Below are 23,798 nucleotides of genomic sequence, written 5' to 3' on the forward strand. Positions count from 1 at the left end.
CGTCACCGACCAGCAGCCGGGCTCCTCGTCGGAGCAGTCGCCGGCCTCCACGATCCGGCCCCCGACGCGATCGACCAGCTCACGGCAGGCCGCGCGGGCCTGTCGCTCGTCCTCGGCGCCGACCACCACGGTGATCAGCAGCTCCAGCTCGTCGTCCACCATCGTGGGCCCCATTCTGGACCAGGCTCGGCACGGGCACTCCGACGACCGCCGGTTCCCCGGTCAGCCGCTGGCCAGAGCCTGTTCGGCGTCGAGGGTGACCGCGGCGGCGTGCACGACGGCGGCGATCCGCAGCGCGTCGTTCACCGCCTCCGCCGACACCCCGGCCGCGCGCAACGCCTCGTTGTGCGCCACCACGCAGACCTCGCAGCCGGTGATCGCCGAGACCGCGAGGCACCACAGCTCGAAGTCGATCTTGTCGACGCCCGGGCGGGCCACCACGCGCATGCGCAGCCGCGCGGGCAGCTCGGAGCCGATCATGTGCTTGGCACGGAAGTAGACGTTGTTCATCGCCATGACCGACGCGGCGGCCTTCGCGGCGGTGATCACCTCCTTGTCGACGCCCTCGGCGAGTTCGCGCAGCACAACGGCATTGCGCGCGGCCACCGCGACCGCGACGGCGGTGCCCCACAACTGTCGCGGGGGCAGCGAGGAGCCGTTGATCACGAGGTCCAGGTTCTGCGCGATGTCCTCGGCGTGGCCGGGCATCGCGGCCCTGAGCGCGTCCAGTGACATCAGTTCACCAGGCGGACGAGCTGGACGGGGTGGTCGGCGGCCCAGTGCAGCACGTCGCCGCCGCTGAGCTCGACGCGGACCTGGCCGCCGGGGTGCAGCGAGACGTCGACGAGGCGGGTCACCGGGCCGATCTCCCCGTGCAGCCGCACGTCCTGCCAGGGCGCGAGCCGGTAGGCGGGGCAGGCGCCGAGGTTGCGGGCCTCGGAAGCCGGGCAGACCAGCGTCGTGAAGAGCTTCCAGATGCCGTAGCCCGCCGCGGCCGTGCACAGCGGCAGGAAGCTCACCTCGGACCAGGGCATCGTCGCGAACGGGATGAAGGCGAACGCGATCGCCGTGAGCACTCCCGAGCTGACCGGCCTCCCGGAGATCACCAGCCAGCCCGTGGTGCGCACGGTGCCATCGGGCAGCAGGCCGCGTGGAGATGTCGGAGTCGCCTGCCTCCTGGTGCTCACAGCTGCCTCCACTTCAGCCGCTGATCGCCCGGATCTTTCATGCACAGCAACGCTTTCCCTTGGTCGCTGATCGCGAAGTCGCCCTGCTTCGCGCAGGCGCCACCCGCCTTCGGCAACGCTGGTTTCTCCGTGGTGGTCGGCTTGGGCGGAGGCGTGTGCGTGCGCGGCGGCTGCGTGGGCTTCTTCGTCGGAGCGACGGTGGTGGTTGTCGGCGGCGGAGGGGCCTCGGTCGTGGTCTCCACGGGCGGCGCGACCGAGGTGGTCGTCGCGGTGGCGCTGGTGGTGGGCTGGGTGGACTGGACGACCGTGAGCGCGGCGGGGACCGCTGTCGGGCTGGGCCGAAGCAACGCGCTGGTGCCGCCGAGCGCGCTGAGCCCGAGCGCCGTGCCCGCGACCGCCGCGCTGAGCCGTTGCCAGCCCTGCGCTTCCCACCACCACCGTCGGATCGTCCCTCCGACCATGATCAACACTCCCACTCGACCATCGGGGTTTACCCCAAGAGGGTGACAGCCCGCGCAAGACCCGCGAAGGCCCGGCCTGCTGTGGCCGTGGTCACACCTCCAGAACGCCCGGGTGGGCTCCGGGCAGGAACCTGATGTGCGAACAGAAGCGCCACCGGCGCGGACGAGGGGGACCGGGGTGAGCCGTCCGGACCCGAAGGCGGAGCTGGCCGAGCTCTACGACGGCTCCGCCCGCCAGCTGCACCGCTACCTGGCGAGGCGGGTCGGCACCGAGGTCGCCGACGACCTGGTCGCGGAGACCTTCCTGGTGCTCTGGCAGCAGCGGGACTCCGTCGACTTCGGCGAGGACTCGGCGCGGGCCTGGATGTACGGGATCGCGACGAACCTGGTGCGGCGGCACTCCCGGTCGGAGGACCGACGGCTGCGGGCGTGGACCCGGGACGGGGCGCGGCGTGAGGAGGTCGCCGACGTCGGCGAGCGTGCGGTCGACCTCGCCGACGCGGGGGCGGTCTCCGGACACCTCGCGCCGATGCTGGCCGAGCTGCCGGAGCGGGACCGGGACGTGCTGCTCATGTCGGCGTGGACGGACCTGGCGCCCTCGGAGATCGCGGGAGCGCTGGACATGCACCCGGTCACGGTCAGGACGTGCCTGCACCGCGTCCGAGCGCGACTGCGCAAGCAGCTCGCGAGCCGGTTGGACGCAAGGAGTCTTCGTCGCGCCGTGCGGGCGCACCACACAGAGCGGGGGAACGGACGTGCGTGACGCGGAGCTGAACCAGGCGCTGGACGCGGGTCTCGACGACCTCGCCGACGTGCCGGAGATGACTGAGAGCGCGTTCCGGTCGGGCCGTGCGCGGCTGTTCGCGGCCATGGAGGAAACCACCACACCGGAGGACGAGTTGACCATCACCCAGGACATCCACGAGGCTCCCGCGACCACCGCGCAGCCGCCACGGCGGACCGGGCGCTGGCTGGTCGCTGCCGCCGCGGTCGGGGTGCTCACGGTCGGCGCCCTGTTCTCCCAGACGGTCGTCTTCGACGGTGCCGGTGAGGCCCACGCTCGGGCCGTCGAGGCGCTGAACAAGGCCGCTGACCTGGCCGTGAACACCACCGACCCGAAGCTCGGCCCCGGCCAGTTCCTCTACCGATCGCTGCGCGCCGAGGGCATCACGACCTACTACGAGGGGGGCGCGTCCAGCGGCGGTGTCCTCCAGGAGACGTGGATCCCGGCCGACCAGCGGCAGCTGTGGCTGGACCGCCGCGCGAACCTCGGCAAGGAGAAGTGGCTTCCCGGCCTGGAGGGCAAGGGGGAGCCGAGCAGCAGCACCCCGCCGAAGATGCTCGGTGACTGGCGGGCGCCGTGCGGCGACTTCGCCTACTTCGCCCAGGGCAGCAGGAAGTCCTGCGACAAGGGCGACTGGTACAACCCGACGCCGGAGTTCCTCGCCGCGCTGCCGAAGGACCCGAAGCAGCTCTACGAGAAGCTCGTCGCCTCGTTCCCCGGCGGCGACGCGGCCGTGGTGGGCGGGGCCGGATCGTTGCTGGGCTCCGGCCGCGTTCCGGCCGACGTCCGGGCCGCGATCTACCGCGCGCTGTCGCACGTGCCGAGCCTGTCGATCACCGCTGACGTCGCGAACCTCGACGGCCGCAAGGGAACCGCACTCGGCATCCGCCAGGGCGCGGAGTTCCACGACGTGATCATCGACCCGGCGACCGGCCGGTACATCGGCCTGCGCACGGTGATGGCCGAGGCCGCCGAGGGCCTCAAGGCCGGGACGGTGCGCAGCTCCAGCGCGTTGAGGACGGCCGTGGTGAACGAGATCGGGATCGTTCCCGCGAGCTGATCAGAACGGCGAGGACCGGGGCGCTCGGGGGCGTCCCGGTCCTCGTGCGAGTTCAGCCCAGCCAGGGCTTGCTGATCCGCGCGTAGGTGCCGTCGTTCAACGCGAGGTTCAGCCACTGGTCGACCCAGTGCTTGAAGACCACGTCGCCGAGCGGCACCAGATAGGCCTTCTCCGAGAAGGTGAACGGCTTCTCCGGGTGCACCGCGCACAGCTCCGGCCGCAGCTTCGCCTGCCAGCGCGTCTCCACGGCGTCGGTGATCATCAGATCCACCCGGCCCGCGACGACCTCGTCGAAGATCGTGTTGTTGTCCGGGTGCGCGACGATCGTGGCGCGCTTGAGGTTGGCGCGGGCGAACTGCTCGTTGGTACCGCCGGGGTTCACGATCGCGCGGACGCCCGGCTGGTCGATCTGCTCCAGCGTCTGGAAGCGCGACGCGTTCTCGCAGCGGGTGATCGGCGTCTTCCCGTCCCGCACGTACGCGTTGGTGTAGAAGGCGTTCCGCGCGCGCTCCAACGTGATCGAGACACCGCCGACCGCGATGTCGCAGCGCCGCCGGAAGTCATCGACCAGCGTCTTCCACGTGGTCGGCACGATGGTCATCTTCACACCGAGCCGATTCGCGAGGTCACCGGCCATGTCCAGGTCGATGCCGCTCCACGCCCCGGTAGCGGGGTCGCGATAGGTGAAGGGCCGGTAGTCGCCCGTGCTGCACACGCGCAGCTCACCGCGCTTGCTCACCAGGTCGAGCCGACCGCCGCCACCACCGCCACCGCCCCGTTCATCGGGGCCAGCGCTGGAGACCGAACCGACAGCGAGCACGGACACCACCGCGAGGAGAACCGCCTTGGCACGCATGCGTGCAGGCTAGGCGGACTCACATGCGGAAGTAAGCCGTCCCATCGATCTTGCCGCCGTTGCAGACGTAGCCGCTCGTCCACGGGATCGTGAACTGCTTGGTGTCGTCGGGCGGCGTCACCGCGAGCACGTCGGCCGTTGGCGCGCACGGTCCGTCGACCGGCTCCGCACCGGCCGGGACCGGGCTCCAGTGCAGTTTCTTGCCCGCCTTCTGCCCAGGCGGGAGCATCACGGTCTTCGGCCCGGGATCGGCCTGGCGCTCGGCCTTCGTCGGCACGCGCTCGCCGTCCTTGCGCCGCAGTTCCATGCCGCCGTAGCCGAAGAGCGTGCAGGACTTCCCGCTCTTGTTGGTCACCACCAGCGTCGCGTAGCGCTGACCGGCTCCCGCGTCGGAGTCCTTCAGCTCACCGCTGAGGTCGGCCGCCGTGCACCGCGTGTCCGCGGGCTTGGCGCCGGCCGGGTGCTCCTCCGGTGCGGCCTTCGGCGCCTCAGCCGGATCGGGCTGAGGCGCGGGTGTCGTTGCCGCCAGCGGGTTCGGCGCGGCCGGTGTCTCAGGCGGCGGTGGGGTTCCGCAGGCGGTGATCGCCATGAGGACGGCCGCGCTTGTGACAACAGCTTGTCCGGTTCGACGCATGTCTAGGACCTCCCTGCTCAGGAGTACCCGGGCTGCGTCCGTTGTACACCGGAACGGAGCAATCGGCATGTCTAGATCAACCAACCCGAGGCCAGCTCGGGCATCCCCGCGACCTCCCGCACCCAGACGTAGGTCCACGCGACCAGCCCGTCCGCCAAGGTGATCCGCACGCGGCGGTACTCCTCGCCCTCGTACTCGTCGAGCACGGGGAACGCGGTGGCCGGATCACGCAGAACCACTGCTCTACCAGGCACTCCAGGCCCGTCGCCGAGCCGCAGCGCGGGATAACCGAGCCCGGTGTCGTAGAGCCGTCCCGGCAGGCGGTGCTCGGTTCCCGGCCCCTCCGCGAACGGTTCGAGCAGCCGCCACGCGGAAGCGCCCGGCTGCAACGTGCCGTAGACGAACAGTCGACCGGGCCACTCGTCCGGCTCCGGCTCTTCGTCCACAAAGGACACATCGAGGCCGTGGTGACCGATGCCGCCCTGCAAGGCGAGTGCGGCGGCCTGGTCGAGGTCGGCGCAGCGGACCCTCTCCCCGTTCTGCAGCAACGGCATGCGGACGTCGGTCAGGCCGACGTAGCTCAGCGCTCCGTCAACGACGGACCCGTCGTCGAGCGTGATCAGTCCACTGTGGAGCTTCGCGAGCCCGTAGCGGGTTCCGCGTCCCTCGCACACGTCGAGCACCCTGACCTGCTCCCGCGTCGCCATCCACACCGCGTGCGTCTCCATGGTGCCCGGGGAGTGGGCCAGCGTCGCCGGACGCGCGCCGTCGCGCTTGCGCAGCCCGCTCGCCCACACCGCCGCGAGGTCGGCGCACCGGGCTCGCAGCACGACGGCCGGGCCGGGCAGGCGCAGCGTCTCGCGCAGCCAGGTGATCTTCGACGGGCACTGGTTCGAGCCGTAGACCAGGACCGGGACGCGCTCGGCCAAGGAGGCGGCGCCGCGCTCGGCGAGCCAGTCGTCCAACTCCTGGTCTCCGGCGAACCACGCCCCGTCGCGCGGGCGCAGCAGAACGCCTTGGCCCTGGTCGTGCGCGTAGGAGCCATCGGGCCGCGCGCCCGGGTAGGGCTCGGCCGGGAAATCAGCGTCGTTGAACGAGGAGCCGTTGAACGAAAGATCGCTGAACGAGCTGAACGAGGACGGCATCACCGCGTACCGTACGGAACCCGTGGAGCGGACCACCATCACCTGGGTCGACGGACACGTCGAGACCATTGACCAGACCATGCTGCCGGAACTCCGGCTGCTCAGACTGTCCACAGTGGACGAACTTGTGGACGCGATCAAGCGCCTGGTCATCCGGGGAGCGCCGTTGCTCGGCGCCGCCGGCGCGCTGGGCGTCGCGCTGGCGGCGGCGGTCGCGGAGCGCGAGGGCTACGACCCGGAGCGCGTGCGCGCCGACGCCGAACGCGTCGCTTCGGCCCGGCCGACGGCGGTGAACCTGCGCTGGGGCGTCGAGCAGGTGCTCCCGTTCGTGGACAAGGGCGCGGACGCGGTGCTGGTCGCCGCGCTCGACCTCGCCGCGGCCGACGTCACCGCCAACAAGCAGCTGGGCAGGCGCGGCGCGGACTTCCTGCGCGAACAGCTCGGCGAGCGACCGCTCGCGCTGCACACGCACTGCAACGCCGGAGCGCTCGCGTGCGTCGGCTGGGGCACCGCGCTCGGCGTCGTGCGCTCGCTCCAGGAGGACGGCCTGGTCCGCATGGTCTTCGCGGACGAGACGCGACCGCTGTTCCAGGGTTCGCGGATCACCGCGACCGAGCTGGCTGAACTCGGCCTGCCGCACCGCGTCGTGGTCGACGGCGCCGGAGCCGGGATCATCGCGCGGGGCATGGTCGACGCGGTCGTCGTCGGCGCGGACCGGATCGCGGCCAACGGCGACGTCGCCAACAAGGTCGGCACCTATCCGCTGGCCCTGGCCGCCGCGCGAGCCGGAATCCCGTTCGTGGTCGCCGCTCCTGAGTCGACGATCGACCCGGCGACCCCCGAGGGCGCCGCGATCGAGATCGAGGAGCGCGACGCGGACGAAGTGCTCGTCATCGGCGGGCGCAGGCTGGCCCCGGCTGGCACCGGCGCGGTCAACCCGGCCTTCGACGTCACGCCTTCGGACCTGGTCACCGCCATCGTCACCGAGCGGCGGGTGATCCGCCCGGCGCTGGGCGAGCGGGCGATCTGAAAATTTGTCCGCTTCTGCCGCTTGACTCCGAGCGGTCTCCGAGCCACCCTATGAGAGCGCTCACACAGAGCGCGACAGGACTCGGGGGGATTGGCCCCAAGGCGGCGGAGGCCAATCCCCCCGATTCCATTTCACCAGGTCACAGGCAGTTCTCGGACCCCGTAGAACGGGGCGTCCATGAGGAACTCCAACTCGGCGAAGGCCACGCCGACGCGCAGCCCGGGAGCCCGGCGCACGAGCGTCCGCAACACCACCTCCAGCTCCAACCGGGCCAGGTGCTGGCCGATGCACTTGTGCATTCCCCAGCCGAAGGTCATGTGGTCGCTCGCGGAGCGGCACACGTCGAGCCGATCCGCATCAGCGAAGTGCTCGGCGTCGCGGTTGGCCGAGGACAGCGCCAGGATCACGCCGTCCCCCGCCTTGATCAGCTGACCGCCCACCTCCATGTCGGCGACCGCCGCGCGCACCACGCCGTGCTGGGCGAGCCCCAGGTAGCGCAGCAGCTCGTCGGCGGCGCCCACCGCGCGGTCCGGGTCAGCCACCAGTTCCGCCCACTGGCCGGGCTGCTCGTGCAGCGCCAGCGCCGAGAGCGCGATCGCGTTGGCGGTGGTCTCGAAGCCGCCGACGAGCAGCAGCACCGACATGCCGACGAACTCCTCGCGCGTCAGCTCCCCGGTGCGCAGGTGCCGCACGGCGAGGTGGCTGAGCAGGTCCGTGCCCGGCTCGACCACGCGCTCGGCGATCAGCCGGTCCAGGTAGTCCTCCAGTTCCGCGAGCGCGGTCCCCACCTGGTCCGCGGGCAACGAGCGGTCCAGGTGGCGGCGGCTGCGGTCGATGAAGAACTCCTGGTCGGACTCAGGAACTCCGAGCAGAAGGCTGATCACCTTGGCGGGCACCGGAACCGACACGTGCCGCACGAGATCGGCGCGCTGCCCGTCGGCGAACAGCGCGTCGACGCAGCCGTCAACGATCTCGCTGACGGCGGGGCGCAGCGCCTCCATCCGCGCGGCGCTGAACTCCGCGGCCAGAATCCTGCGGTACTTCGTGTGCAGCGGCGGATCGGTGACCAGGAAGCTGCCCGGCTTGGCCTCCTTGTCCACCACCGGGCGCAGCTGCGGGAACCCCGGCTTGGCGGGGTCGGAGCTGAATCGCGCGGGATCGCTGAGCACGCGGCGCACGTCCGCGTAGCGGGTGATCAACCACGCCGTCTGCCCGTGCCGCAACCGCACCGGGGCGACCGGTAGCTCCGCGCGCAGCCGCTCGTACTCCGCGGGCGGGTCGAACCCCGGGCAGCGGGGCATCGGGAACTTCGGGATCTCGGTGTTCGTCACAACAGCCCTCCTGCAACGATCCTCACACCGCGCACCGACAACGCCGTCATGGGAAATCTCGCATGATGGCGGGGTGGACTACCCGATGCGCCGTGACGATCCGTTCCACCCTCCGCCCGCCTACACCCAGCTGCGCGCGGAGCTGCCGGTCTCCAAGGTCCGGCTGCGCAACGGTCAACAGGTCTGGTTCGTGACGCGCCAAGCGGATGCCAAGGTGGTGCTCAGCGACCCCGCGTTCAGCTCGGTGCCCAACACCCCCGGCTATCCCGCGATCCGCCCGCTGCCGGAGGGGCCACCGCCGCCCGGCGTCTTCCTCGCCATGGACCCACCCGACCACACCCGCCTGCGCCGCATGCTGACCGGCGAGTTCACCGTGAAGCGGATGGCCGCGCTGCGCCCGGTGATCGACAAGGTGATCGCCGACTGCCTCGCCGACTTGACCGCCGTCGACGGCCCGGTCGACCTCGTCGAGGTCTTCGCCCGTCCCGTGCCGTCGCTGGTGATCTGCGAGCTGCTGGGCGTCCCGCACTCCGACCGCGAGTTCTTCAACGAGCGCAGTCAGGTCCAGCTCGACCGCGCCGCGCCCGCCGCTTCCGTCGCCCAGGCCGTGGAGGACCTGCGCGCCTACCTCGACGGCCTGTGCCGCGCGAAGACCTCATCGCCCGGCGACGATCTGCTCAGTCGCCTTGTCGTGCAACGGGTTCGCACCGGCGAGCTGACGCACGAAGAGCTCGTCGGCATCGCCCGCCTGCTCCTCGTCGCGGGGCACGAGACCACCGCGAACATGATCGGCCTCAGCGTGCTGACCCTGCTGACGCAACGCTCGCGCTGGGAGGAGCTGTGCGCCGACCCCGGCCTCGTGCCCGGCGCCGTCGAGGAGCTGCTGCGGTTCTCCAGCGTCGTGCAGCAGGGCGTCGCGCGCGCCGTCGTGGCCGACGTTTCCGTTGGGGGACAAGCGATGCGGCCCGGTGACGGAGTGCTCGTCGCGCTCGCGTCCGCCGACCGCGACGAGGCGGTGTTCGCCGCTCCCGACACCCTCGACCTGCACCGCACCGCCAACCGCCACATCGCTTTCGGCTTCGGCGTGCACCAGTGCCTCGGCCAGATGCTCGCCCGCGCCGAACTGACCGCGTCCCTGACCGCCCTCACCCAGGCCGTCCCCGACCTCCGCCTGGCCATCGACCTCGCCGACGTCGAGTTCCGCCCCGACATGGCCGTCTACGGCATCTCCGCCCTCCCCATCACCACCTGAACGAGTCATTCACTCCGTTCAACGTGCTGAATGAGTCATTGAGGTGGTGGGGCGGCCTGAATGACTCGTTCAGCACGTTGAACCACATGAACGAGTCATTCAGGTGGATGGAGCCCTGAACGGGTCGTTTGGGTACTTGAACGCACTGAACGACCCGTTCAGTGCGTTCAACGCACCAAACGGGTCGTTCAGGGCTTTAAGAGGACGGCGGCGGTGGGGCGGTTGAGGCGCGCACGACGAGGGTCGGTGGCGGGTCAGTGATCATCACGCGGCTGGGCTTCTCGCCGCTGAGCGAGTTGAGCAGCATCTGCGCGGCGCGGCGGCCGAGTTCGCGTTGCGGTGTCTGCACGGTGGTCAGCGGCGGGTTGGTGTGCTCGGCGACGATGTGCTCGTCGATGGCGATCACGGAGAGGTCGCCGGGCACGGTCAGGCCGAGCTCGTGGATCGCGCTGAGCGTGCCGAGCGCGCTGATCAGGTTGGCCACCACGAGAGCTGTCGGGCGCTCGGCCTCGGCGACGTCGAGGATCGCGCGCGCCGCGGCTTGGCCGCCGGTCCAGTGGAAGCCGCCGTCGGCGATCCACTCGGGGCGCACGGGCAGCCCGTGCTCGCGCATGGCGGCGGCGAAGCCCTCCTGGCGGCGCAGTCCGGTGTCGGTGCGCAGCGGCCCGCTGACGTGGCCGATGCGGCGGTGCCCCAGTTCGACGAGGTGGTCCACCATCACGGCGACGTTGCGCTGCTCGTCCATGACCACGGAGGCGGGGTAGCTCGGAGTGCCGCGCTGCACGAGCACCATCGGCAGCCGCTCGCGCTCGGCCCACTCCTGCACGTGCGGGTCGTCCATGCTGGCGAAGGCCACCAGGATGCCGTCGACGCGCCCTTCGAGCCCGAGGCGCTCGTAGCTGATGCCCGCCCCCTCACCCGCGCCCGCACCGGCCTCGACCAGCATCAGCGTGTACTCCTGCTCGGCGGCGACCTCCTGCACGCCGCGCAGGATCTGGGTGAAGCCGAAGTTGTCCAGGTCGGGCACGAGCAGCCCGATCGCCTGCTGGCGCTGCAACCGCAGCGCGCGGGCCTGCTGGTTGGGGCGGTAGCCGAGCTTCTCCGCCGCGTCGAGCACGCGCTGCCGGGTCTCCGCCCGGTACGGCATGTCCTGCCCGCGCAGCAGCCTCGACGCCGTGGAGACGTCCACTCCTGCCGCCGCCGCGACCTCGCGCAGCGTCGGACGTCCCCGCCGCACCGCCGGAGTCGCGACGCGATCGCCTTCCGGACGGTCGGCCGCTGAACTCGTGCCCACTTCTCAACCCCCTAGACGGCGCCGAACCGGTGCCACTCTAGGGGGTAGTTCAAGTCGCTCACCGAATCGAAAACGCGATCACTCGGATGGCTGCCCGACAATCGGTGTTGCATTCCAAAGACAGGCACAACATGGTCACAAGCTGGTCAAACATCCGGACATGCGAACGCGGCAACGGTCACGGACTTTCGGATTCCCCCCGAATCCGACTCACGTCCGTGCCCGTGCCGCGTCTCCCCTTGTACTGCTTCCCCCGGCCCCCGCGGGTGAAGGTGCGACCCCTCGGCGCACCCCGTCCCGCTGAGGAAAATCCTGCCGGAGCCGCGCACCCCCAACATCGGGAGAAACCCCTAAACCTCGGGGGTGAGTTCACGGGCGCGCACCACAGCGGCCCGTCCCACCAGGTACAACACGACCGCGTTGAAGCTGTGCCAGAGGAAGTGGGTGCCCGGGGTGAAGGTGGGGCAGACCGCGATGTCGACCGAGCGCAGCGTCAGCGAGACCGCGAACGCACCCGTGGCCGCGCCGAACCAGAGCCGGTAGCGCACCAGGGCTGGGTCCTTGCTCACCGAGAGCGCGATCGTGAAGACGGCGAGCCCGATGAGCGCCGGGAAGTACGACGCCGAACCCTCTCCGCCGGTCACCCACGCCATCAGCGCGTTGAACAGCGCGAAACCGGGCGCTCCGAGCCAGGCCAGCGACCAGCGCACGCCGTAGAACCAGTGCAGGAAGCACACGACGTAGACGTGGATGAACACCGCGATGAAGAAGACGTCGAGGAACTGCGCCCAGCCGGTCGCGATCGTGTGGAAAGCACCGCTGCCGAGGCCGATCAGCGCGAGCAGGACGGCGAGCCCGTAGAGGCTGCCCGGCCGCGCGGGCGCGGTCTTGCGCACCGCCAGCCACAGCGCGATCGCGGCGACGATGAACGCCAGGTTGCTGAGCGCGTTGAGCGGTTCGGCCAGCAGGCCGGGCTCGGTGCGCTCGCAGTAGTCGTCGATGTAGTCGGTCCAGGCCATCGAGCCCCCAGGTGTGTCAGCCCTGCCCCACAGCGGTCCGCTGGACGCCGACCGCGACGCGGATGGAGCGTAGGTCCACGCCCCGGTGCGTCGCGTGCAGGAGGGCTTGCGGGGAGAAGACCGAGGCGCAGCAGTCGGCGACGCGGTCAGCCAGCTCGTGCCGGGGCACGTACAGGTAGCCGCTGCTGATGCCTTCGAAGGTGGTGCCGTGGCCGCCGAATGCGCTGGCGCGCACCGCCACCAGCCCGCCGGGGCCGACGAGCCGGTCGAACTCGGCGCACAGCGCCGCCGCCAGCTCGTCCTCGACGCCGGTCGCCCTGATCTCCTTGCCAGCCGATTCCGACCAGGTCAGCAGCTCCGGGTAGCTCGTCGGCGGCGGCACTCCGAGCCGGTCGAGCACGGAGGTGAGCACCTCCTCCAGCGCGGTCGCCGGGACGCAGAAGAACGCGGGAACGCCGAAGCCCTGCCTGCGCAGCGCCGCCTGGCGGGCGAAGCGGTGCCCCACCACCGACGGGTCGAGCAGGGCTGGCAGGTCGGCGGTGACCAGCCGGGGCATCAGGCGACCCGCGCGGCGTCGCGCCGCAGGCACCCGCTCGCCGCGAACCAGTCGAAGCGCACCCGGCCGACCTCGGCGCCCGCCTGGTCGGCGATGCGCACCTCACGCCCGACCCGGCCGGACTCCGGCACGCGGGTCAGGGTGAGCGGGCGCCTGCCGGGCAGACCCCTGTGCAGCTCGGCGCGCATCCCGAGCAGCGGCGGGGCTTCCTGCCGGTAGCCGGGATCGCCCAGCGCCACCGCGAAGCGCAGTGCCGCGTCCAGCAGTTCGTCGAGGCCGAGCACCCTGTTCTCCGCCAGCGCCTCGTCATCCCTCGGCGCTCCGGAGAGCTCGACCTCGACCGCGCCCGTGCAGGCGACCAGCCCGTCCTGCACCGCGCGCACGTCCCACACCGGCTCGTCGACCAAGCGTGCGCGCAGCTCCACGGGACGCCGCGGGTTCCACGGGCGGCGCATCCGCAGATCGAGCAGCAGCCGCCGCGTGACCAGCCCGTCGAAGTCGGCGCCGCACACCCCTCGCACCAGGTCCAGCAGCCCCCTGCCGACCGGGGCGAGCCCCGCGCACGGCACCGCGGCGACCCAGTCGGCCCCATCCGGTTCGGGCAGTCCGCCCAGTGGTGTCACGGTCTTCGGTTCGTCGCGAAACCTTTCCAGTACCGACGTCATCCCTGCCCCCAGGTCATGAACGAATTTGTAGGTTATGACCTGGGGTGGACGAGTCAACAGAGCGCTCTCCCAGCGCGTTTGACGGTCTTTATGCTGATTCTGTCCATCCTTCGCTGGACGCACTTGTGCAATTGCTGAACCAGACTGGCGAATGCGGTTGAACGGGCAGTTCGGACCGCGTCGCCCGAGCCGCCCCCACGCGTGCGGGGTGTCCGGTTCAGGGGGTGTCGAATCGTTATTTCCGCTGGCTGGGTGTGCGTTCGCCGAAAACTTCCCACCCGCTGAAATCCCGCGCCGTGGTCTTTTCGGTTCCGCGTCGCCTTCCGCGTCAACCTGGCACGTGCAACTCCGGCTCGACAGACCTTCGAAGCGCCTGGGAGCAACCCGTGCGCCCGAACGCCCTAGCCGCGCGCTCGACGTTGAGGCATCGTCCCGGCCCCGGGGAATGCCAGAACATTTCCGCCTGGCACGGGGCCAGCGAGAGCCGTGCGCCGACGATAACCGCGGGCGTCGGGTCGTCGTCGAGAAGGCCGAGGTCGTTGGTGTCCCAGGGCGAGGTCGGAGACCGGGTTCGCACGACCGCCGAGACCGTGCGGGCGCACGCGCGTGCGTGATGGCGGCACAAGAACTGGCCATTGCCGTTCGGGACGTTCTCGCGGTCGCGATGAGCGGATGTGCGCCGGAGTACCACGCGGGCGCGGTCGGGGCGCTCGCTGACACCGCGTCCAGGATCGGCGCGGCCGCGGAGTTCGCGGAAGCCATCAGCGCGGCCTTGAGCGCATTCGCCGATCGGATGGGACACGGTGGAGGTGGATCAACGATCCATGCCGTGGCTCCCGCCTCTTCCCGACTGCCTGTGGGGACCTGGAAGGGAAAGACGGCGACCGAGCACGTTCTCAGCGGTGGCGTCGGCATCGGTCGAGATCCAGGGGGCAGCAAGCGAATGCCGATCCGGGTCGTGGACACCGCCGAGGAACTGCACGCGATCTTCAAGGCACTGTCGTCGGGCGCGTCGCTGGTGGACAAGCCCCGGTACAAGGGGCTGTTCTACCGGCTCCCGGACGGCACCACGATCGCGTACCGCACCAAGAGCCAGAGCGGCGGGGACAATGATCCGACGCTCGATCTCGGGGTGCCCGGGGATGTGCGGGTCCTGCTGAAAATCCACATCGATCACGACGGGAAGGAAGGCCAGTGAACTACGACGACCTGAGGGACTACGCGCGGGAATCGCTCAAGTTCGACTGGATGTCGTTGGTGGACTTCGTTTCCGTCGTGCAGCAGTCCGGTCCGGATGCCAGGGGTGTCGAGGGCGTCCGACGTGCGGCCGCGGGTGCCGCGCAGCTGGTCCGGGACGAGGTGATCGTCCCCGGCGACATCGGCGACAACGGGTTCGAGCCGTGGCCCAGCACCCCGGAGGAGTCAGCGGCTCGGATCGAGAGCGAAGCCGACGAGGCGGTTGTGAACGGTGACGACTTGGACACCGGCGACATCGCTTGGTTCACCGCTCCGGAGCACGTGCGCCGCTGAGAGATGGGCGACCGGTCGCGGGGCCCAGCTGGGACGCTGAGGGCCTCTCATTTCCACGCTTCCCCTTGCGGGTACTTCCCTCGCGGGCCAAGTGCTCCAAACGGGAGGGTGTGGGGCTTTTTCGCAGTACCCGTGCAATCGGCGTCACCAGCTGAGCGATGCTCACAGTAGGGCTCGGGTGTGCGGGCGTCGCCTGCTTTGAGCGAGACGTGAAGGAGATGACGGGTGGCCTACGGCGAGCTCAAGGAATTCGCGGAAGAAGCCCTGAGCTTCGACTGGGTGCAGATGGTGGACATCGTGGCGACGGTGCACCGGTCGGACGGCGGTGACGTCGACGGAGCCGAGGTGCTGCGCAGGGCGGGTGACGGCGCGGCACAGCTGGTCCGGGACGGGATTCTGGTGCCAGGGTGGATCGGCGACGACGGGTTCGAGCCGTGGGAGTCCACTGTGGACGAATCAGCCGAGCGTATCCGGCGTGAGGTGCGGGAGGTCGCGGAGCGGGGCGGCGAGATCACCCTCGGCGACATCGCGTGGTTCGCGGCGCCGGAGTAGTGGTCAGGGCATGAGCGTGGCCGCGACCGTCGCTCCCAGTTCCCAGCACGCGCGGAGGTCGTCCTTACCGGGCTCGCCAGCGACGAGCACGTGCTCGGCGGCCTTCTCCCAGCCCATGCCCTTGGTGATGCCCTCGACGGAGCGCACCGCACCCGTGGTGTCGTTGTTGCCGTGCACGTAGAGGCCGTACGGGCGGCCCTTGGCGGCGTCCAGGCACGGGTAGAAAACGGAATCGAAGAACGTTTTCAGGGCGCCTGACATGTAGCCGAGGTTCGCGGGGGTGCCGAGCAGGTAGCCGTCCGCGGCGAGCACGTCGGAGGCGGTCGCCTCCAGCGCGGCGCGGCGGAGGAGCTCGACGCCCTCGATGTCGGGGTCGGTGGCGCCGGAGACCACGGCCTCGAACATGGCCTGGAGGTTCGGCGAGGGCGTGTGGTGGACCAGCAGCAACCGGGGCACGACGGCCAACCTAGGGCAGATCGCGGGTCAGCCGCAGGCGCGCGGTCCGCACGCGTTGCGCGTACGCGGGATCGAAGGTGTCGATGACCTGGTCCTCCAGGGTGGCGGCCAGGCTGGACAGGGCGACGCGCTCGGCGTGGTCCTCGGTCAGCGGGTCGAGGCCGCCCTGGTCGTCGGTGCGGGAGAGCCAGTCGAAGAGGACGAGCGCCTCGTCGGGGCTCAGGCTGATGGTGACCTGATGGCTTGTCACTCCAAAGAAGGTATCGAGTACCCACCCGTTCGAGCGACCCCGCGTTGATCACTTCACCGAGGTGTTCTCCTGGGTCGGGCGGGCGTTGGCGGCGATGCCGTCGAGCACCACGGCGAGCTTGCGCGCGGCCCAGGGGCGGAGGTCGAGGCTGAGCGCGCCGCTGACCTCCCGCAACAGCTCGTTCTCGGCCTCGTCGGCGCTGATCCGGCCGAGCACGGCGCGCACCTCGGTGGCGGAGGCGGCGCGCAGCAGGCCGGCGGTGCCCCCGGAGGCCCGCGCGAACTCGACCACGATGTCGGCGGCGAGCACGGCGAACTCGGGGTCGAAGCCGACCTCGCAGAGGCTCCGGACCAGCGCGAGGCCGTGGTGGACGACGACCTCGCGCGCCGCCGGGACCGAGCACAGCACCTGGTCCACGCCGGGGTTCTCGGCGTACATCCGCCACAGCGCCCAGGTCTGCGCCTCAAGCACCTCGCGCCAGCTCGCGCTCTCCGGAGCCTTCGGCAGCCTGCTGACCAGGCGTTGCACGGCGGCGACGACGAGGTCGTCCCGGTCGGTGACGTGGCGGTAGAGCGCGGCGTGGGTCGCACTCAGCCGCTCGGCGACCGAGGCCAGGGTCAGTTCGGTGAAGCCGACCGCGATGGCGGCGTCGGCGATCAGGTCGCGGCTGAGCCTCGGCGCCGGCCCAGGTCTGCGCCGCCGGGGCGGCTCACTGCTCACCGCCCCAACGTAGCCCGCCCACGACCGGAACGGCCTTGGCCGACTGTTACAGCTTGTAATAATCTCGGACTGAGATCGCCCGTTCTGCTCCACCTGGGGGTGTGCAGAACGCGTCGGTCGGCGCGGGCGACACTGTCGGGGAACAGTGCGTGTTGCCCGCGCCGGTCCCTACCGCGTTCGTGGCACCAGGCCGTGCTCGTGCGCGTAGATCACCGCGTGCACCCGGCCGCGCAGCCCGAGCTTGGCCAGCACGCGCACCACGTGCGTCTTGACGGTGCCCTCCTCGATCCACAGCCGCGCGGCGATCTCGGCGTTGCTCAGCCCGCGCGCGATCTCCAGCAGCACCTCGCGCTCCCTCGGCGTCAGCCGGTCCAGCTCCTCGGTGGCCGGGCTCGGGCTCAGGCTGGCGAAGCGGTCGATCAGCCGGTGCGTCACCTGCGGGTCGACCAGGCCGTGCCCCCGGTGCGCCGCGCGGACGGCGTCCAGGAGCAGCCGGGGCTCGGAGTCCTTCAGCAGGAACCCGGTCGCCCCCGCTCGCAGGGCGCCGAAGAGGTAGTCGTCGATGTCAAAGGTGGTCAGCGCGATGATCCTGGTGGTGTTCGCGGAGGCGGCCAGCCTGGTGATCGCGCCGATGCCGTCGAGGCGGGGCATCCGGATGTCGATCACCAGCACGTCGGGGCGCAGTTCCTCGGCCCTGAGCACGGCTTCCGCGCCATCGGCGGCTTCGGCGACCACCTCGATGTCCGGCTCCGCGTCGAGCACCAGCCGCAGCGCCGAGCGGACCTCGGCCTGGTCGTCGGCAATGACCACCCGGATCACCGCGCCTCCCGCACTGGGAGCACGGCGCGGACGCGCCAGCCGTGTGGTCGGGCGGCGCTGATCGTCACGGTGCCGCCGAGTAGCCGCGCGCGTTCGCGCATGCCGCGGATTCCCGACCCCTCATCGGTGACAGACGTGCTGGAACCGTTGTCCTGCACGGTGATCGCGACAGAGTCGGGCTCGCGCGCGACGCTGACCGAGATCGTGTCCGCGCCGGAGTGCCGGATCGCGTTGGTCAGCGCCTCTTGGGCGAGGCGGTAGCCGCCGTGGTCGACCAGCGGTGGTAGGTCGCCCAGCGCGCCGGGCTCGGTGAAAGTGATCTCAACGTCCGATGTGGACAGTCGGGTGACCAGGTCCGCGATCTCGTGGATTCGCGAGCCGGAAGGCTTGTCGCGCAAGGTGTCCAGCATGTCGCGCACCTCGCTCAACGCTCGTGCGGCCAGGTCGTTGATCGTGTTGAGGGTGGTCATCGCGACGGGGGAGGCGTCGGTGAGCACGTGCCGCGCGGCGGTCGCCTGCATGCGGATCGCGGTCAGGTGGTGGCCGACCGCGTCGTGCACCTCGCGCGCGATGCCCGCCCGCTCCTCCGCGACCGTCCGCGCTGCCTCGGCCCGGTGCAGGCGCGCCAGTTGCTCGCCGCGCTCCGCCCGCAGCCGCATCGCGTAGCCCAGCACCGCAGGAGCGATCGCCGTGATGATCATTTCGGTGAGCACGGCGGTGGTACCCAGCGGCCGGGACGCCACCACGGCCGGGACCAGCAGGAATCCGAGTACGGAGACGGTGAGCACCCCGGCCAGCCGGTTCGGGCGGTGGTAGGCGGCGGCCCCGCACGCGGCCATCGCCACCACCTTTCCCGACCAGCCGGGTATCGCGAATCCGAGCAGCGCCACCAAGGACGACAGTGCCGCCGAGGTGATCGGCAGCTGCCTGCGCACCATCAGCGGCGCCGTCACACCGACGCTGAGCACGGCGAGCGCCATCGGCCGGGCGGGTGAGCCCTCCAGCAGCGCGGCGCCGAAGACGAGGGCCGCGGTCGCCGCGCAGCCGAGGGCGTCCCTGGTGGTGGACATGCCACGTTGGTACACCAGTCAGGCGGCGCAGTGGGTTCCGGGCGTGGGCAGCTCGCCGCCGACGAGGTAGCGGTGCACCCGATCGCGCAAGCAGGCGTTGCGCCCGGCCCAGTACTGCGCGTGGCCGCCTTCCGCGCTGAGGTAGCGCGAGCCGGGCAGCTGCGCGGAAACGCGCCTGGCGAACTCGGGCGAGGTGCCGTCGTCGTGGTTGCCGCTGGCGACGAGGACCGGCGGGAGCTTCCCGGCCTTGATCGGCTTCGGCGGGTGGGTGCCGAGCTTCGGCAGGCCCGCGCAGTGGTAGCCCATCAGCCACACCGAGCGCCAGCCCACGCGCGGCGCACGCTCGCGGGCCGTGTTCTCGATCCGCTTCAGGCTGTCGTAGCTCACGTCGTAGGGGAAGTCCGAGCAGAGCGCGATCCTGGACAGGTCGGGGTCCTTCCCGCCCAGTCGCCGGGTCGCGATCAGCGTCGCGTCACCGGTGTCGGCCTGGGCCAGCGCCTTGGCGAAATTCGGCCACTCCTGCTCGAAGCCTGACGGTGCGGCCATGACGATCTCCGTCGCGGCGACGGCGCGCCCGGCGCCCGGAGCGGGGATCGGATTCCGTTGCGCCGCAGCGATGACGCGATCCCAGACGGCGAGGGTGTCCTTGCCGTGCAAAGCAGACGCGGGGTCCTGCCGGGCCCACGTCGCGAACCGGTGGAAGTTGGCCTCGGTCACCGCCGGACCGGACAGCGACCACGACCTCACATCCGGGTTGCTGTGGTCGAACACGCTGTCCAAGTACATGCGGTTGACCCGGTCGCCGAACAGCTCGACGTAGTTCTGCGCGTACACGGTTCCGTAGGAGTTGCCGTAGTAGTTCAGCTTCCGCTGGCCGAGCGCCACCCGGATCGCGTCGAGGTCGTGCGCGCCCTGCCACGAGTTCAGCTTGTCCCGCAACGGTCCCAGGGCCGGAGTGCAGTCCAGGGCGAAGCGCCGGTTGGCCTCCGTGTAGCTGGCGAAGGTCTCCCGGTTCGGCGGCCACGCCTTGAGATCGGGGACCGGGGCGGGCTGCGGACAGGTGACGCCCTGGCTCGCGCCGAAGCCGCGCGGGTCGAAGATGACCACGTCGAACCACTTGGTCAGCTCGGCGAAGCTGCCCTTGAGCTGCGGCACGTACGGGACCGTCGCCCCGGGGCCGCCGAGGTTGGCCACGAGCGGGCCGAGCTTCTTCGCCTGGTCCTGCGCGGGGAGCTTGGCGAGGCCGATGCTGGTCCTCGCCCCGTGCGGCCGCGCCCAGTCCACGGGCACCCGGACGTCGGCGCACTGCACGCCCTCGCCGCAGTCCCGCCAGCGCAACGGTTCCGAGGCTGCCGCTGATGTGGTGAGCCCTGCCAGCAGGCTCACCGCGGCGGTGATCGCGATCGCTGTCCTCATGTGTCGAGCGTGACCGGCGGAGCGCTCGGTGTCGTCTGCCCTGGGATAGATTTTCCTTGAATTGATAATCGTTTTCGTTAAGCTGGTACCCATGCTGACGAGGGAAGAAGCGCTGGCCATCCAGTCGGACTGGGACCGCCAGCAGGAGGTCTACCTGCCGTACCGCGAGGAGGTGGCGGGTGTGCTCGTGGACGTGGTGGGGGCGCCCGCGCGCGTGCTCGACCTCGCGGGTGGGACGGGAACGCTCGCCGGGCGGCTGCTCGACCGGCTGCCCGAGGCCGAGGTGACCGTGCTCGACCTCAGCCCGGCGCTGCTCGCGATCGCGGAGGCGTCACTGCCGGGCGTCGAGCTGGTGCGGGCCGACCTGGGGGCGCCGGGATGGGTCGAAGCGTTGCCGCACAAGGAGTACGACTTCGTGCTGACGATGACCGCCATGCACTGCTTCGCCGAGGAGCGGCTGCGGCAGCTCTACCGCGAGGTGCGCGGGATTCTCGCGCCCGGAGGGGTGTTCGCCAACGCGGACCGGATGCCGGACGCGCCGGCGCGGACAGAACCCTCGGACGCCTGGGCGCGGTGGTGGGCCGGGATCGCCGCTCATCCAGCCCTGGAAGCCCTTGTGGGACAACAGAACGGGACTTCGGCGGACTTCTACCCGCCCGTCGCGTGGCACGGGGAAGCGCTGCGCGCCGCAGGGTTCGCCGAGGTGGGAACCCTGTGGCAGCAGCAGGGGCAGGCGGTGGTGCGGGCGCTCAGCGCTCCCGGTGGACCTGGAACGCCGCGAAGCTCTGCGCCACCGGCATGAGCTCGATGGTGTTGACGTTGAAGTGCGCCGGCTGGGCGGAGACCCAGTGCACGGACTCCGCGATGTCCTCGGCGCTCAGCGGCGTCATGCCCGCGTAGACGCCCTTGGCCTTGTCCGCGTCGCCGTCGAAGCGCACCGTGGAGAACTCGGTCCCGCCGCACATCCCGGGCTCCACGCAGGTGACGCGGACGCCGGTGCCGTGCAGGTCGCTGCGCAGGTTGAGGCTGAACTGGTGCGCGAACGCCTTGGTCGCGCCGTAGACGTTGCCGCCGGGGTAGGGGTAGGTGCCCGCGATGGAGCCGAGGTTGATCACGTGGCCCCGGCCGCGCGCCACCATGCCGGGCAGCAGGGCGCGGGTGCAGTACACCATTCCCTTGCAGTTGGTGTCGATCATCTGTTCCCAGTCGTCCAGGTCGGCCTTGTGCGCGGGCTCCATGCCCTTGGCCAGACCCGCGTTGTTGACCAGGACGTCGACCTCGGCGAACTCGGCGGGCAGGGTGGCGATCGTGGCCTCGACCGCGGTGCGGTCCTGCACGTCCAGCTCGATCGGGAGCACGTCGGGGCCGAGTTCATCCGCGAGTTCGGTGAGCTTGCCGACGCGGCGGGCGGTGGCGACCACGCGCGCGCCCTCCGCGACGAACCTGCGCGCGATGGCGGCGCCGAACCCGGCGCTGGCTCCGGTGACAAACACGGTCTTCTTGCTGGTCACAAAGATCACCGTTCTGCTCGGTCTGCGATCCTGTCGAGGAAAGTGTGCAACGCGCGGTTGAACTCCTCGGTCTTTTCGAGGTTCGGCATGTGCGCGGCGCCTTCCACGACCACCAGTGTGGAGTCCTGGAGCCGCTCGTGCATGAGCCGTGCGTCACTGATCGGCGTGTACTCGTCCTCCGTGCCGACCACCACGAGCGCGGGCACCGCGACCCGGCCGAGCAGGTCGAGGTAGTCCGGGCGCTCGGCCCGCCCCAGCAGCGCCGCCGCCGCGCCCTCCGGAGGTGCCGCGAGCATCATCCGGAGCACGTGCTCGGCAGCGGCCTTGTCGCTGGCGACCATCTTCCAGAGCACGTCCTCGGAGTACCCGCGCATGCCTTCTCGGAGCAATCGCGCTGCCATCTCGGCGCGGTTGAGCCTGCCATCCGGTGTCTCGGCCTCCGCCGTGGTGTCGGCGAGCAGCAGGCCGGAGATCCGCTCGGGGAACTGCCGGAAGCACTCCATGACGATCTGCCCGCCCATGGACAGCCCGCCGAGCGCGAAGCGGTCGACGCCGAGGTGGTCGAGCAGCGCAGCGATGTCCTTCGCGAACGTGCTCAACAGCGTTTTTCCTGGCACCACGGTGGTTTCGCCGTAGCCGCGCAGGTCGGCGGCGATCACCCGGAAGCCGCGCTCCGCGAAGTGCTCGACCTGGGGCCGCCACATCGTGCGGTCGAAGGGGTGGCCGTGCACCAGTACCAGCACTCGGTCGCCGGAGCCGAGGTCGTCGTAGCCGAAGGTGATGCCGCCAAGGGTTACCGTGCTCATGGCAACGACGCTAAGCTCGGGCAACATCGAGTGCAATCAAAGCAATGTTCTCGGAGCAATTTATGGAAGACTACCGGGTGATCGCCGACGCCATCGCGGCCGACATCGCGGCCGGACGGCTGCTGCCCGGTGAGCGGCTCATCCCGCAGCGGCAGTTCGCGCGCAGGCACCGCATCGCCAGCTCGACCGCGGCGCGGGTGTACGGCGAGCTGGTGCGGCGGGGGCTCGCGGTCGGCGAGGTCGGCAGGGGCACGTTCGTCCGCGCGGGCAAGCCGCCGCTGGAGACCGCGCTGGCCGAGCCGGGCGGAGCGCGCGTCGACCTCGAGCTGAACTTCTCCGTGCTGCCCGAACAACCCGGCCTGCTCGCGCGCAGCATGGAGCGGCTGATGCGCCCGGACGTCTTCGGCTCGGCCCTGTTCCCCGTTGTGGTGCAAGGCGATCCGGCCACGCGCGAGCTCGCGTCGAGGCTGCTGGCGCGGACCGGCTGGACACCGTCCCCGGAGAACGTGATCTTCGCGGGCAACGGTCGCCAGGCGATCGCCGCCGCCATCGCCGCGCTCGTGCCGGTCGGCGAACGGCTCGGAGTCGAGGCGTTGACCTACCCCGTGGTGAAGGCGATCGCGGCTCGGCTCGGCATCACGCTCGTGCCGCTGCCGATGGACTCGCACGGCATCGACCCGGAAGCGCTGCGCCAGGCCAACGTCCGCGCGGTGTACCTGCAACCCACGCTGCACAACCCGCTGGGCACCTCGATGCCGCGCGAGCGTCGCGAGGACATCGCGGAAGTGTTGCGGCACTTGGACATCCATGCGATCGAGGACACGATCTACACGTTCCTCCGCGATTCGGTCCCGCCATTGGCGGCTTTCGCGCCGTCGCACACGGTGTTGGTGGACAGCCTGTCCAAGCGCATCTCGCCCGGCCTCACCGTCGGATTCCTCGTGACACCAACGGCTCTCGTCGAACGCGTCGCCGGTGCCGTGCGGTCAGGGACGTGGGCGGCGCCCGGCTTCGCGCTCGCCGCCGCTTCGTGCTGGATCGCCGACGGCACGGCCGACGTGATCGCTTCAGCCAAGCGCGTGGACGCTGCGGCGCGACAAGCCTTGGTGCGCAAGGAGTTGACGGACTTCGCGATCACTGCCGACCCGCAGGCGTACCACTGCTGGTGGGAGCTGCCCGAGGCTTGGCGTGCCGAGACGTTCGTGGCCGCGGCGGCTCGTCGGGGGATCGCGGTCAGCCCCGCCGCCGCGTTCGCCGTGGGGTCCGGGCGGGCTCCGAACGCCGTGCGCCTGGCCACCTCGGCACCCGCCCCCGACGTCCTCTCCGCCGCACTCCGCGCCTTGACCGCGATCGCCCGCTCCTCTCCGGAGTCCTCCGATCCGATCCACTAGGGC

General features: G+C 70.7%; 28 protein-coding genes. 9 read left to right on the top strand and 19 right to left on the bottom strand.

Annotated features, from left to right (window positions below; genetic code table 11):
• Window positions 1–222 precede the first annotated feature (222 nt).
• The 3 genes from CCN37_RS08050 to CCN37_RS08060 are packed head-to-tail and all read right to left on the bottom strand — an operon-like array spanning window position 223 to window position 1,648.
• A complete protein-coding gene (locus CCN37_RS08050) occupies window positions 223–735 on the bottom strand; it encodes a carboxymuconolactone decarboxylase family protein (RefSeq protein WP_086820050.1) in 513 nt (170 codons plus the stop codon).
• A complete protein-coding gene (locus CCN37_RS08055; protein WP_086820051.1) occupies window positions 735–1,187 on the bottom strand; it encodes a hypothetical protein in 453 nt (150 codons plus the stop codon). Before CCN37_RS08055 ends, CCN37_RS08050 begins: the two co-directional genes overlap by 1 nt.
• Window positions 1,184–1,648: a hypothetical protein gene (locus CCN37_RS08060; RefSeq protein WP_143261490.1), complete on the bottom strand. Its 465-nt coding sequence runs from the start codon at window positions 1,646–1,648 to the stop codon at window positions 1,184–1,186. Before CCN37_RS08060 ends, CCN37_RS08055 begins: the two co-directional genes overlap by 4 nt.
• A gap of 178 nt (window positions 1,649–1,826) precedes the next feature.
• Here CCN37_RS08060 and CCN37_RS08065 point away from each other — a divergent pair, with 178 nt between their 5' ends.
• Together CCN37_RS08065 and CCN37_RS08070 are read left to right on the top strand one after the other, a co-directional pair.
• On the top strand, window positions 1,827–2,411 hold the full coding sequence (locus tag CCN37_RS08065) for an RNA polymerase sigma factor (RefSeq protein WP_168200570.1): 585 nt from the start codon (window positions 1,827–1,829) through the stop codon (window positions 2,409–2,411).
• On the top strand, window positions 2,404–3,492 hold the full coding sequence (locus tag CCN37_RS08070) for a CU044_5270 family protein (protein ID WP_086820054.1): 1,089 nt from the start codon (window positions 2,404–2,406) through the stop codon (window positions 3,490–3,492). The genes CCN37_RS08065 and CCN37_RS08070 overlap by 8 nt, the downstream gene beginning before the upstream one ends.
• A gap of 52 nt (window positions 3,493–3,544) precedes the next feature.
• Here the strand turns inward: CCN37_RS08070 and CCN37_RS08075 are convergent, their stop codons facing one another.
• The 3 genes from CCN37_RS08075 to CCN37_RS08085 form a co-directional block, all read right to left on the bottom strand.
• Window positions 3,545–4,348 (bottom strand): transporter substrate-binding domain-containing protein, encoded by an 804-nt coding sequence (locus CCN37_RS08075; protein WP_086820055.1) that lies wholly within the window; start codon window positions 4,346–4,348, stop codon window positions 3,545–3,547.
• Between the two features lie 19 nt (window positions 4,349–4,367).
• Window positions 4,368–4,982: a DUF4232 domain-containing protein gene (locus CCN37_RS08080; protein WP_168200571.1), complete on the bottom strand. Its 615-nt coding sequence runs from the start codon at window positions 4,980–4,982 to the stop codon at window positions 4,368–4,370.
• Between the two features lie 71 nt (window positions 4,983–5,053).
• On the bottom strand, window positions 5,054–6,127 hold the full coding sequence (locus tag CCN37_RS08085; protein ID WP_086820140.1) for a gamma-glutamylcyclotransferase: 1,074 nt from the start codon (window positions 6,125–6,127) through the stop codon (window positions 5,054–5,056).
• A gap of 22 nt (window positions 6,128–6,149) precedes the next feature.
• Between CCN37_RS08085 and mtnA the strand changes: the two genes are divergently transcribed.
• Window positions 6,150–7,157, top strand: a complete 1,008-nt coding sequence (gene mtnA / locus CCN37_RS08090; protein ID WP_086820057.1) for an S-methyl-5-thioribose-1-phosphate isomerase — start codon at window positions 6,150–6,152, stop codon at window positions 7,155–7,157.
• Window positions 7,158–7,288: 131 nt separating this feature from the next.
• On the opposite strand, the gene CCN37_RS08095 is transcribed toward mtnA, so the two are convergent.
• On the bottom strand, window positions 7,289–8,488 hold the full coding sequence (locus CCN37_RS08095; RefSeq protein WP_086820058.1) for a cytochrome P450: 1,200 nt from the start codon (window positions 8,486–8,488) through the stop codon (window positions 7,289–7,291).
• 73 nt (window positions 8,489–8,561) lie between these two features.
• Here CCN37_RS08095 and CCN37_RS08100 point away from each other — a divergent pair, with 73 nt between their 5' ends.
• Window positions 8,562–9,740, top strand: a complete 1,179-nt coding sequence (locus CCN37_RS08100) for a cytochrome P450 (RefSeq protein WP_086820059.1) — start codon at window positions 8,562–8,564, stop codon at window positions 9,738–9,740.
• Between the two features lie 196 nt (window positions 9,741–9,936).
• On the opposite strand, the gene CCN37_RS08105 is transcribed toward CCN37_RS08100, so the two are convergent.
• The 4 genes from CCN37_RS08105 to CCN37_RS08120 form a co-directional block, all read right to left on the bottom strand.
• Window positions 9,937–11,034: a LacI family DNA-binding transcriptional regulator gene (locus CCN37_RS08105; protein WP_086820060.1), complete on the bottom strand. Its 1,098-nt coding sequence runs from the start codon at window positions 11,032–11,034 to the stop codon at window positions 9,937–9,939.
• A 350-nt stretch (window positions 11,035–11,384) separates the two neighbouring features.
• Entirely contained in the window at window positions 11,385–12,053 is a 669-nt protein-coding gene (locus CCN37_RS08110; protein WP_086820061.1) for a ceramidase domain-containing protein, read from the bottom strand.
• A 16-nt stretch (window positions 12,054–12,069) separates the two neighbouring features.
• A complete protein-coding gene (locus CCN37_RS08115; RefSeq protein WP_143261491.1) occupies window positions 12,070–12,609 on the bottom strand; it encodes a PEP/pyruvate-binding domain-containing protein in 540 nt (179 codons plus the stop codon).
• Window positions 12,609–13,232: a hypothetical protein gene (locus tag CCN37_RS08120; RefSeq protein ID WP_143261492.1), complete on the bottom strand. Its 624-nt coding sequence runs from the start codon at window positions 13,230–13,232 to the stop codon at window positions 12,609–12,611. The genes CCN37_RS08115 and CCN37_RS08120 overlap by 1 nt, the downstream gene beginning before the upstream one ends.
• 655 nt (window positions 13,233–13,887) lie before the next feature.
• On the opposite strand from CCN37_RS08120, the gene CCN37_RS08125 reads away from it, so the two are divergent.
• From CCN37_RS08125 to CCN37_RS08135, 3 genes are all read left to right on the top strand, one after another.
• Window positions 13,888–14,472 (top strand): hypothetical protein, encoded by a 585-nt coding sequence (locus CCN37_RS08125; RefSeq protein ID WP_086820064.1) that lies wholly within the window; start codon window positions 13,888–13,890, stop codon window positions 14,470–14,472.
• A complete protein-coding gene (locus tag CCN37_RS08130; RefSeq protein ID WP_086820065.1) occupies window positions 14,469–14,804 on the top strand; it encodes a hypothetical protein in 336 nt (111 codons plus the stop codon). Before CCN37_RS08125 ends, CCN37_RS08130 begins: the two co-directional genes overlap by 4 nt.
• 225 nt (window positions 14,805–15,029) lie before the next feature.
• On the top strand, window positions 15,030–15,356 hold the full coding sequence (locus tag CCN37_RS08135) for a hypothetical protein (protein ID WP_086820066.1): 327 nt from the start codon (window positions 15,030–15,032) through the stop codon (window positions 15,354–15,356).
• A gap of 3 nt (window positions 15,357–15,359) precedes the next feature.
• Here CCN37_RS08135 and CCN37_RS08140 read toward each other — a convergent pair whose 3' ends face one another.
• The 6 genes from CCN37_RS08140 to CCN37_RS08165 form a co-directional block, all read right to left on the bottom strand.
• Window positions 15,360–15,812 carry a flavodoxin family protein gene (locus CCN37_RS08140; RefSeq protein ID WP_086820141.1) on the bottom strand — a complete coding sequence of 151 codons (453 nt, stop codon included), beginning with the start codon at window positions 15,810–15,812 and terminating at the stop codon, window positions 15,360–15,362.
• A 10-nt stretch (window positions 15,813–15,822) separates the two neighbouring features.
• Complete coding sequence (locus tag CCN37_RS08145; RefSeq protein ID WP_086820067.1) at window positions 15,823–16,062, bottom strand: hypothetical protein; 240 nt, start codon at window positions 16,060–16,062, stop codon at window positions 15,823–15,825.
• Window positions 16,063–16,110: 48 nt separating this feature from the next.
• Window positions 16,111–16,782 (bottom strand): TetR/AcrR family transcriptional regulator, encoded by a 672-nt coding sequence (locus CCN37_RS08150; protein ID WP_086820068.1) that lies wholly within the window; start codon window positions 16,780–16,782, stop codon window positions 16,111–16,113.
• A gap of 168 nt (window positions 16,783–16,950) precedes the next feature.
• Entirely contained in the window at window positions 16,951–17,601 is a 651-nt protein-coding gene (locus CCN37_RS08155) for a response regulator transcription factor (RefSeq protein ID WP_086820069.1), read from the bottom strand.
• Window positions 17,598–18,671 carry a sensor histidine kinase gene (locus tag CCN37_RS08160; protein WP_086820070.1) on the bottom strand — a complete coding sequence of 358 codons (1,074 nt, stop codon included), beginning with the start codon at window positions 18,669–18,671 and terminating at the stop codon, window positions 17,598–17,600. The genes CCN37_RS08155 and CCN37_RS08160 overlap by 4 nt, the downstream gene beginning before the upstream one ends.
• A gap of 18 nt (window positions 18,672–18,689) precedes the next feature.
• Window positions 18,690–20,087 (bottom strand): alpha/beta fold hydrolase, encoded by a 1,398-nt coding sequence (locus CCN37_RS08165; protein WP_086820071.1) that lies wholly within the window; start codon window positions 20,085–20,087, stop codon window positions 18,690–18,692.
• 91 nt (window positions 20,088–20,178) lie between these two features.
• Between CCN37_RS08165 and CCN37_RS08170 the strand changes: the two genes are divergently transcribed.
• Window positions 20,179–20,889: a trans-aconitate 2-methyltransferase gene (locus CCN37_RS08170; RefSeq protein ID WP_086820072.1), complete on the top strand. Its 711-nt coding sequence runs from the start codon at window positions 20,179–20,181 to the stop codon at window positions 20,887–20,889.
• Here CCN37_RS08170 and CCN37_RS08175 read toward each other — a convergent pair.
• Window positions 20,837–21,598: an SDR family oxidoreductase gene (locus CCN37_RS08175; protein ID WP_371503791.1), complete on the bottom strand. Its 762-nt coding sequence runs from the start codon at window positions 21,596–21,598 to the stop codon at window positions 20,837–20,839. The genes CCN37_RS08170 and CCN37_RS08175 overlap by 53 nt on opposite strands.
• 5 nt (window positions 21,599–21,603) lie before the next feature.
• Entirely contained in the window at window positions 21,604–22,404 is an 801-nt protein-coding gene (locus CCN37_RS08180; protein WP_086820073.1) for an alpha/beta fold hydrolase, read from the bottom strand.
• Between the two features lie 62 nt (window positions 22,405–22,466).
• On the opposite strand from CCN37_RS08180, the gene CCN37_RS08185 reads away from it, so the two are divergent.
• Window positions 22,467–23,795 (top strand): PLP-dependent aminotransferase family protein, encoded by a 1,329-nt coding sequence (locus CCN37_RS08185; RefSeq protein WP_086820074.1) that lies wholly within the window; start codon window positions 22,467–22,469, stop codon window positions 23,793–23,795.
• Window positions 23,796–23,798 lie beyond the last annotated feature (3 nt).

The organism is Allokutzneria sp. NRRL B-24872 (assembly GCF_002155965.1).
Taxonomy (GTDB): Bacteria; Actinomycetota; Actinomycetes; order Mycobacteriales; family Pseudonocardiaceae; genus Allokutzneria.

Bases quoted from the DNA above. Each gene is read 5' to 3' on its own strand.
- CCN37_RS08050 (WP_086820050.1), bottom strand. From the start codon at position 735: ATGTCACTGGACGCGCTCAGGGCCGCGATGCCCGGCCACGCCGAGGAC.
- CCN37_RS08085 (WP_086820140.1), bottom strand. From the start codon at position 6,127: ATGCCGTCCTCGTTCAGCTCGTTCAGCGATCTTTCGTTCAACGGCTCC.
- CCN37_RS08110 (WP_086820061.1), bottom strand. From the start codon at position 12,053: ATGGCCTGGACCGACTACATCGACGACTACTGCGAGCGCACCGAGCCC.
- CCN37_RS08160 (WP_086820070.1), bottom strand. From the start codon at position 18,671: ATGTCCACCACCAGGGACGCCCTCGGCTGCGCGGCGACCGCGGCCCTC.
- CCN37_RS08165 (WP_086820071.1), bottom strand. From the start codon at position 20,087: ATGAGGACAGCGATCGCGATCACCGCCGCGGTGAGCCTGCTGGCAGGG.
- CCN37_RS08075 (WP_086820055.1), bottom strand. From the start codon at position 4,348: ATGCGTGCCAAGGCGGTTCTCCTCGCGGTGGTGTCCGTGCTCGCTGTC.
- CCN37_RS08185 (WP_086820074.1), top strand. From the start codon at position 22,467: ATGGAAGACTACCGGGTGATCGCCGACGCCATCGCGGCCGACATCGCG.
- CCN37_RS08125 (WP_086820064.1), top strand. From the start codon at position 13,888: ATGGCGGCACAAGAACTGGCCATTGCCGTTCGGGACGTTCTCGCGGTC.
- CCN37_RS08180 (WP_086820073.1), bottom strand. From the start codon at position 22,404: ATGAGCACGGTAACCCTTGGCGGCATCACCTTCGGCTACGACGACCTC.
- CCN37_RS08060 (WP_143261490.1), bottom strand. From the start codon at position 1,648: ATGGTCGGAGGGACGATCCGACGGTGGTGGTGGGAAGCGCAGGGCTGG.
- CCN37_RS08115 (WP_143261491.1), bottom strand. From the start codon at position 12,609: ATGCCCCGGCTGGTCACCGCCGACCTGCCAGCCCTGCTCGACCCGTCG.
- CCN37_RS08080 (WP_168200571.1), bottom strand. From the start codon at position 4,982: ATGCGTCGAACCGGACAAGCTGTTGTCACAAGCGCGGCCGTCCTCATG.
- CCN37_RS08170 (WP_086820072.1), top strand. From the start codon at position 20,179: ATGCTGACGAGGGAAGAAGCGCTGGCCATCCAGTCGGACTGGGACCGC.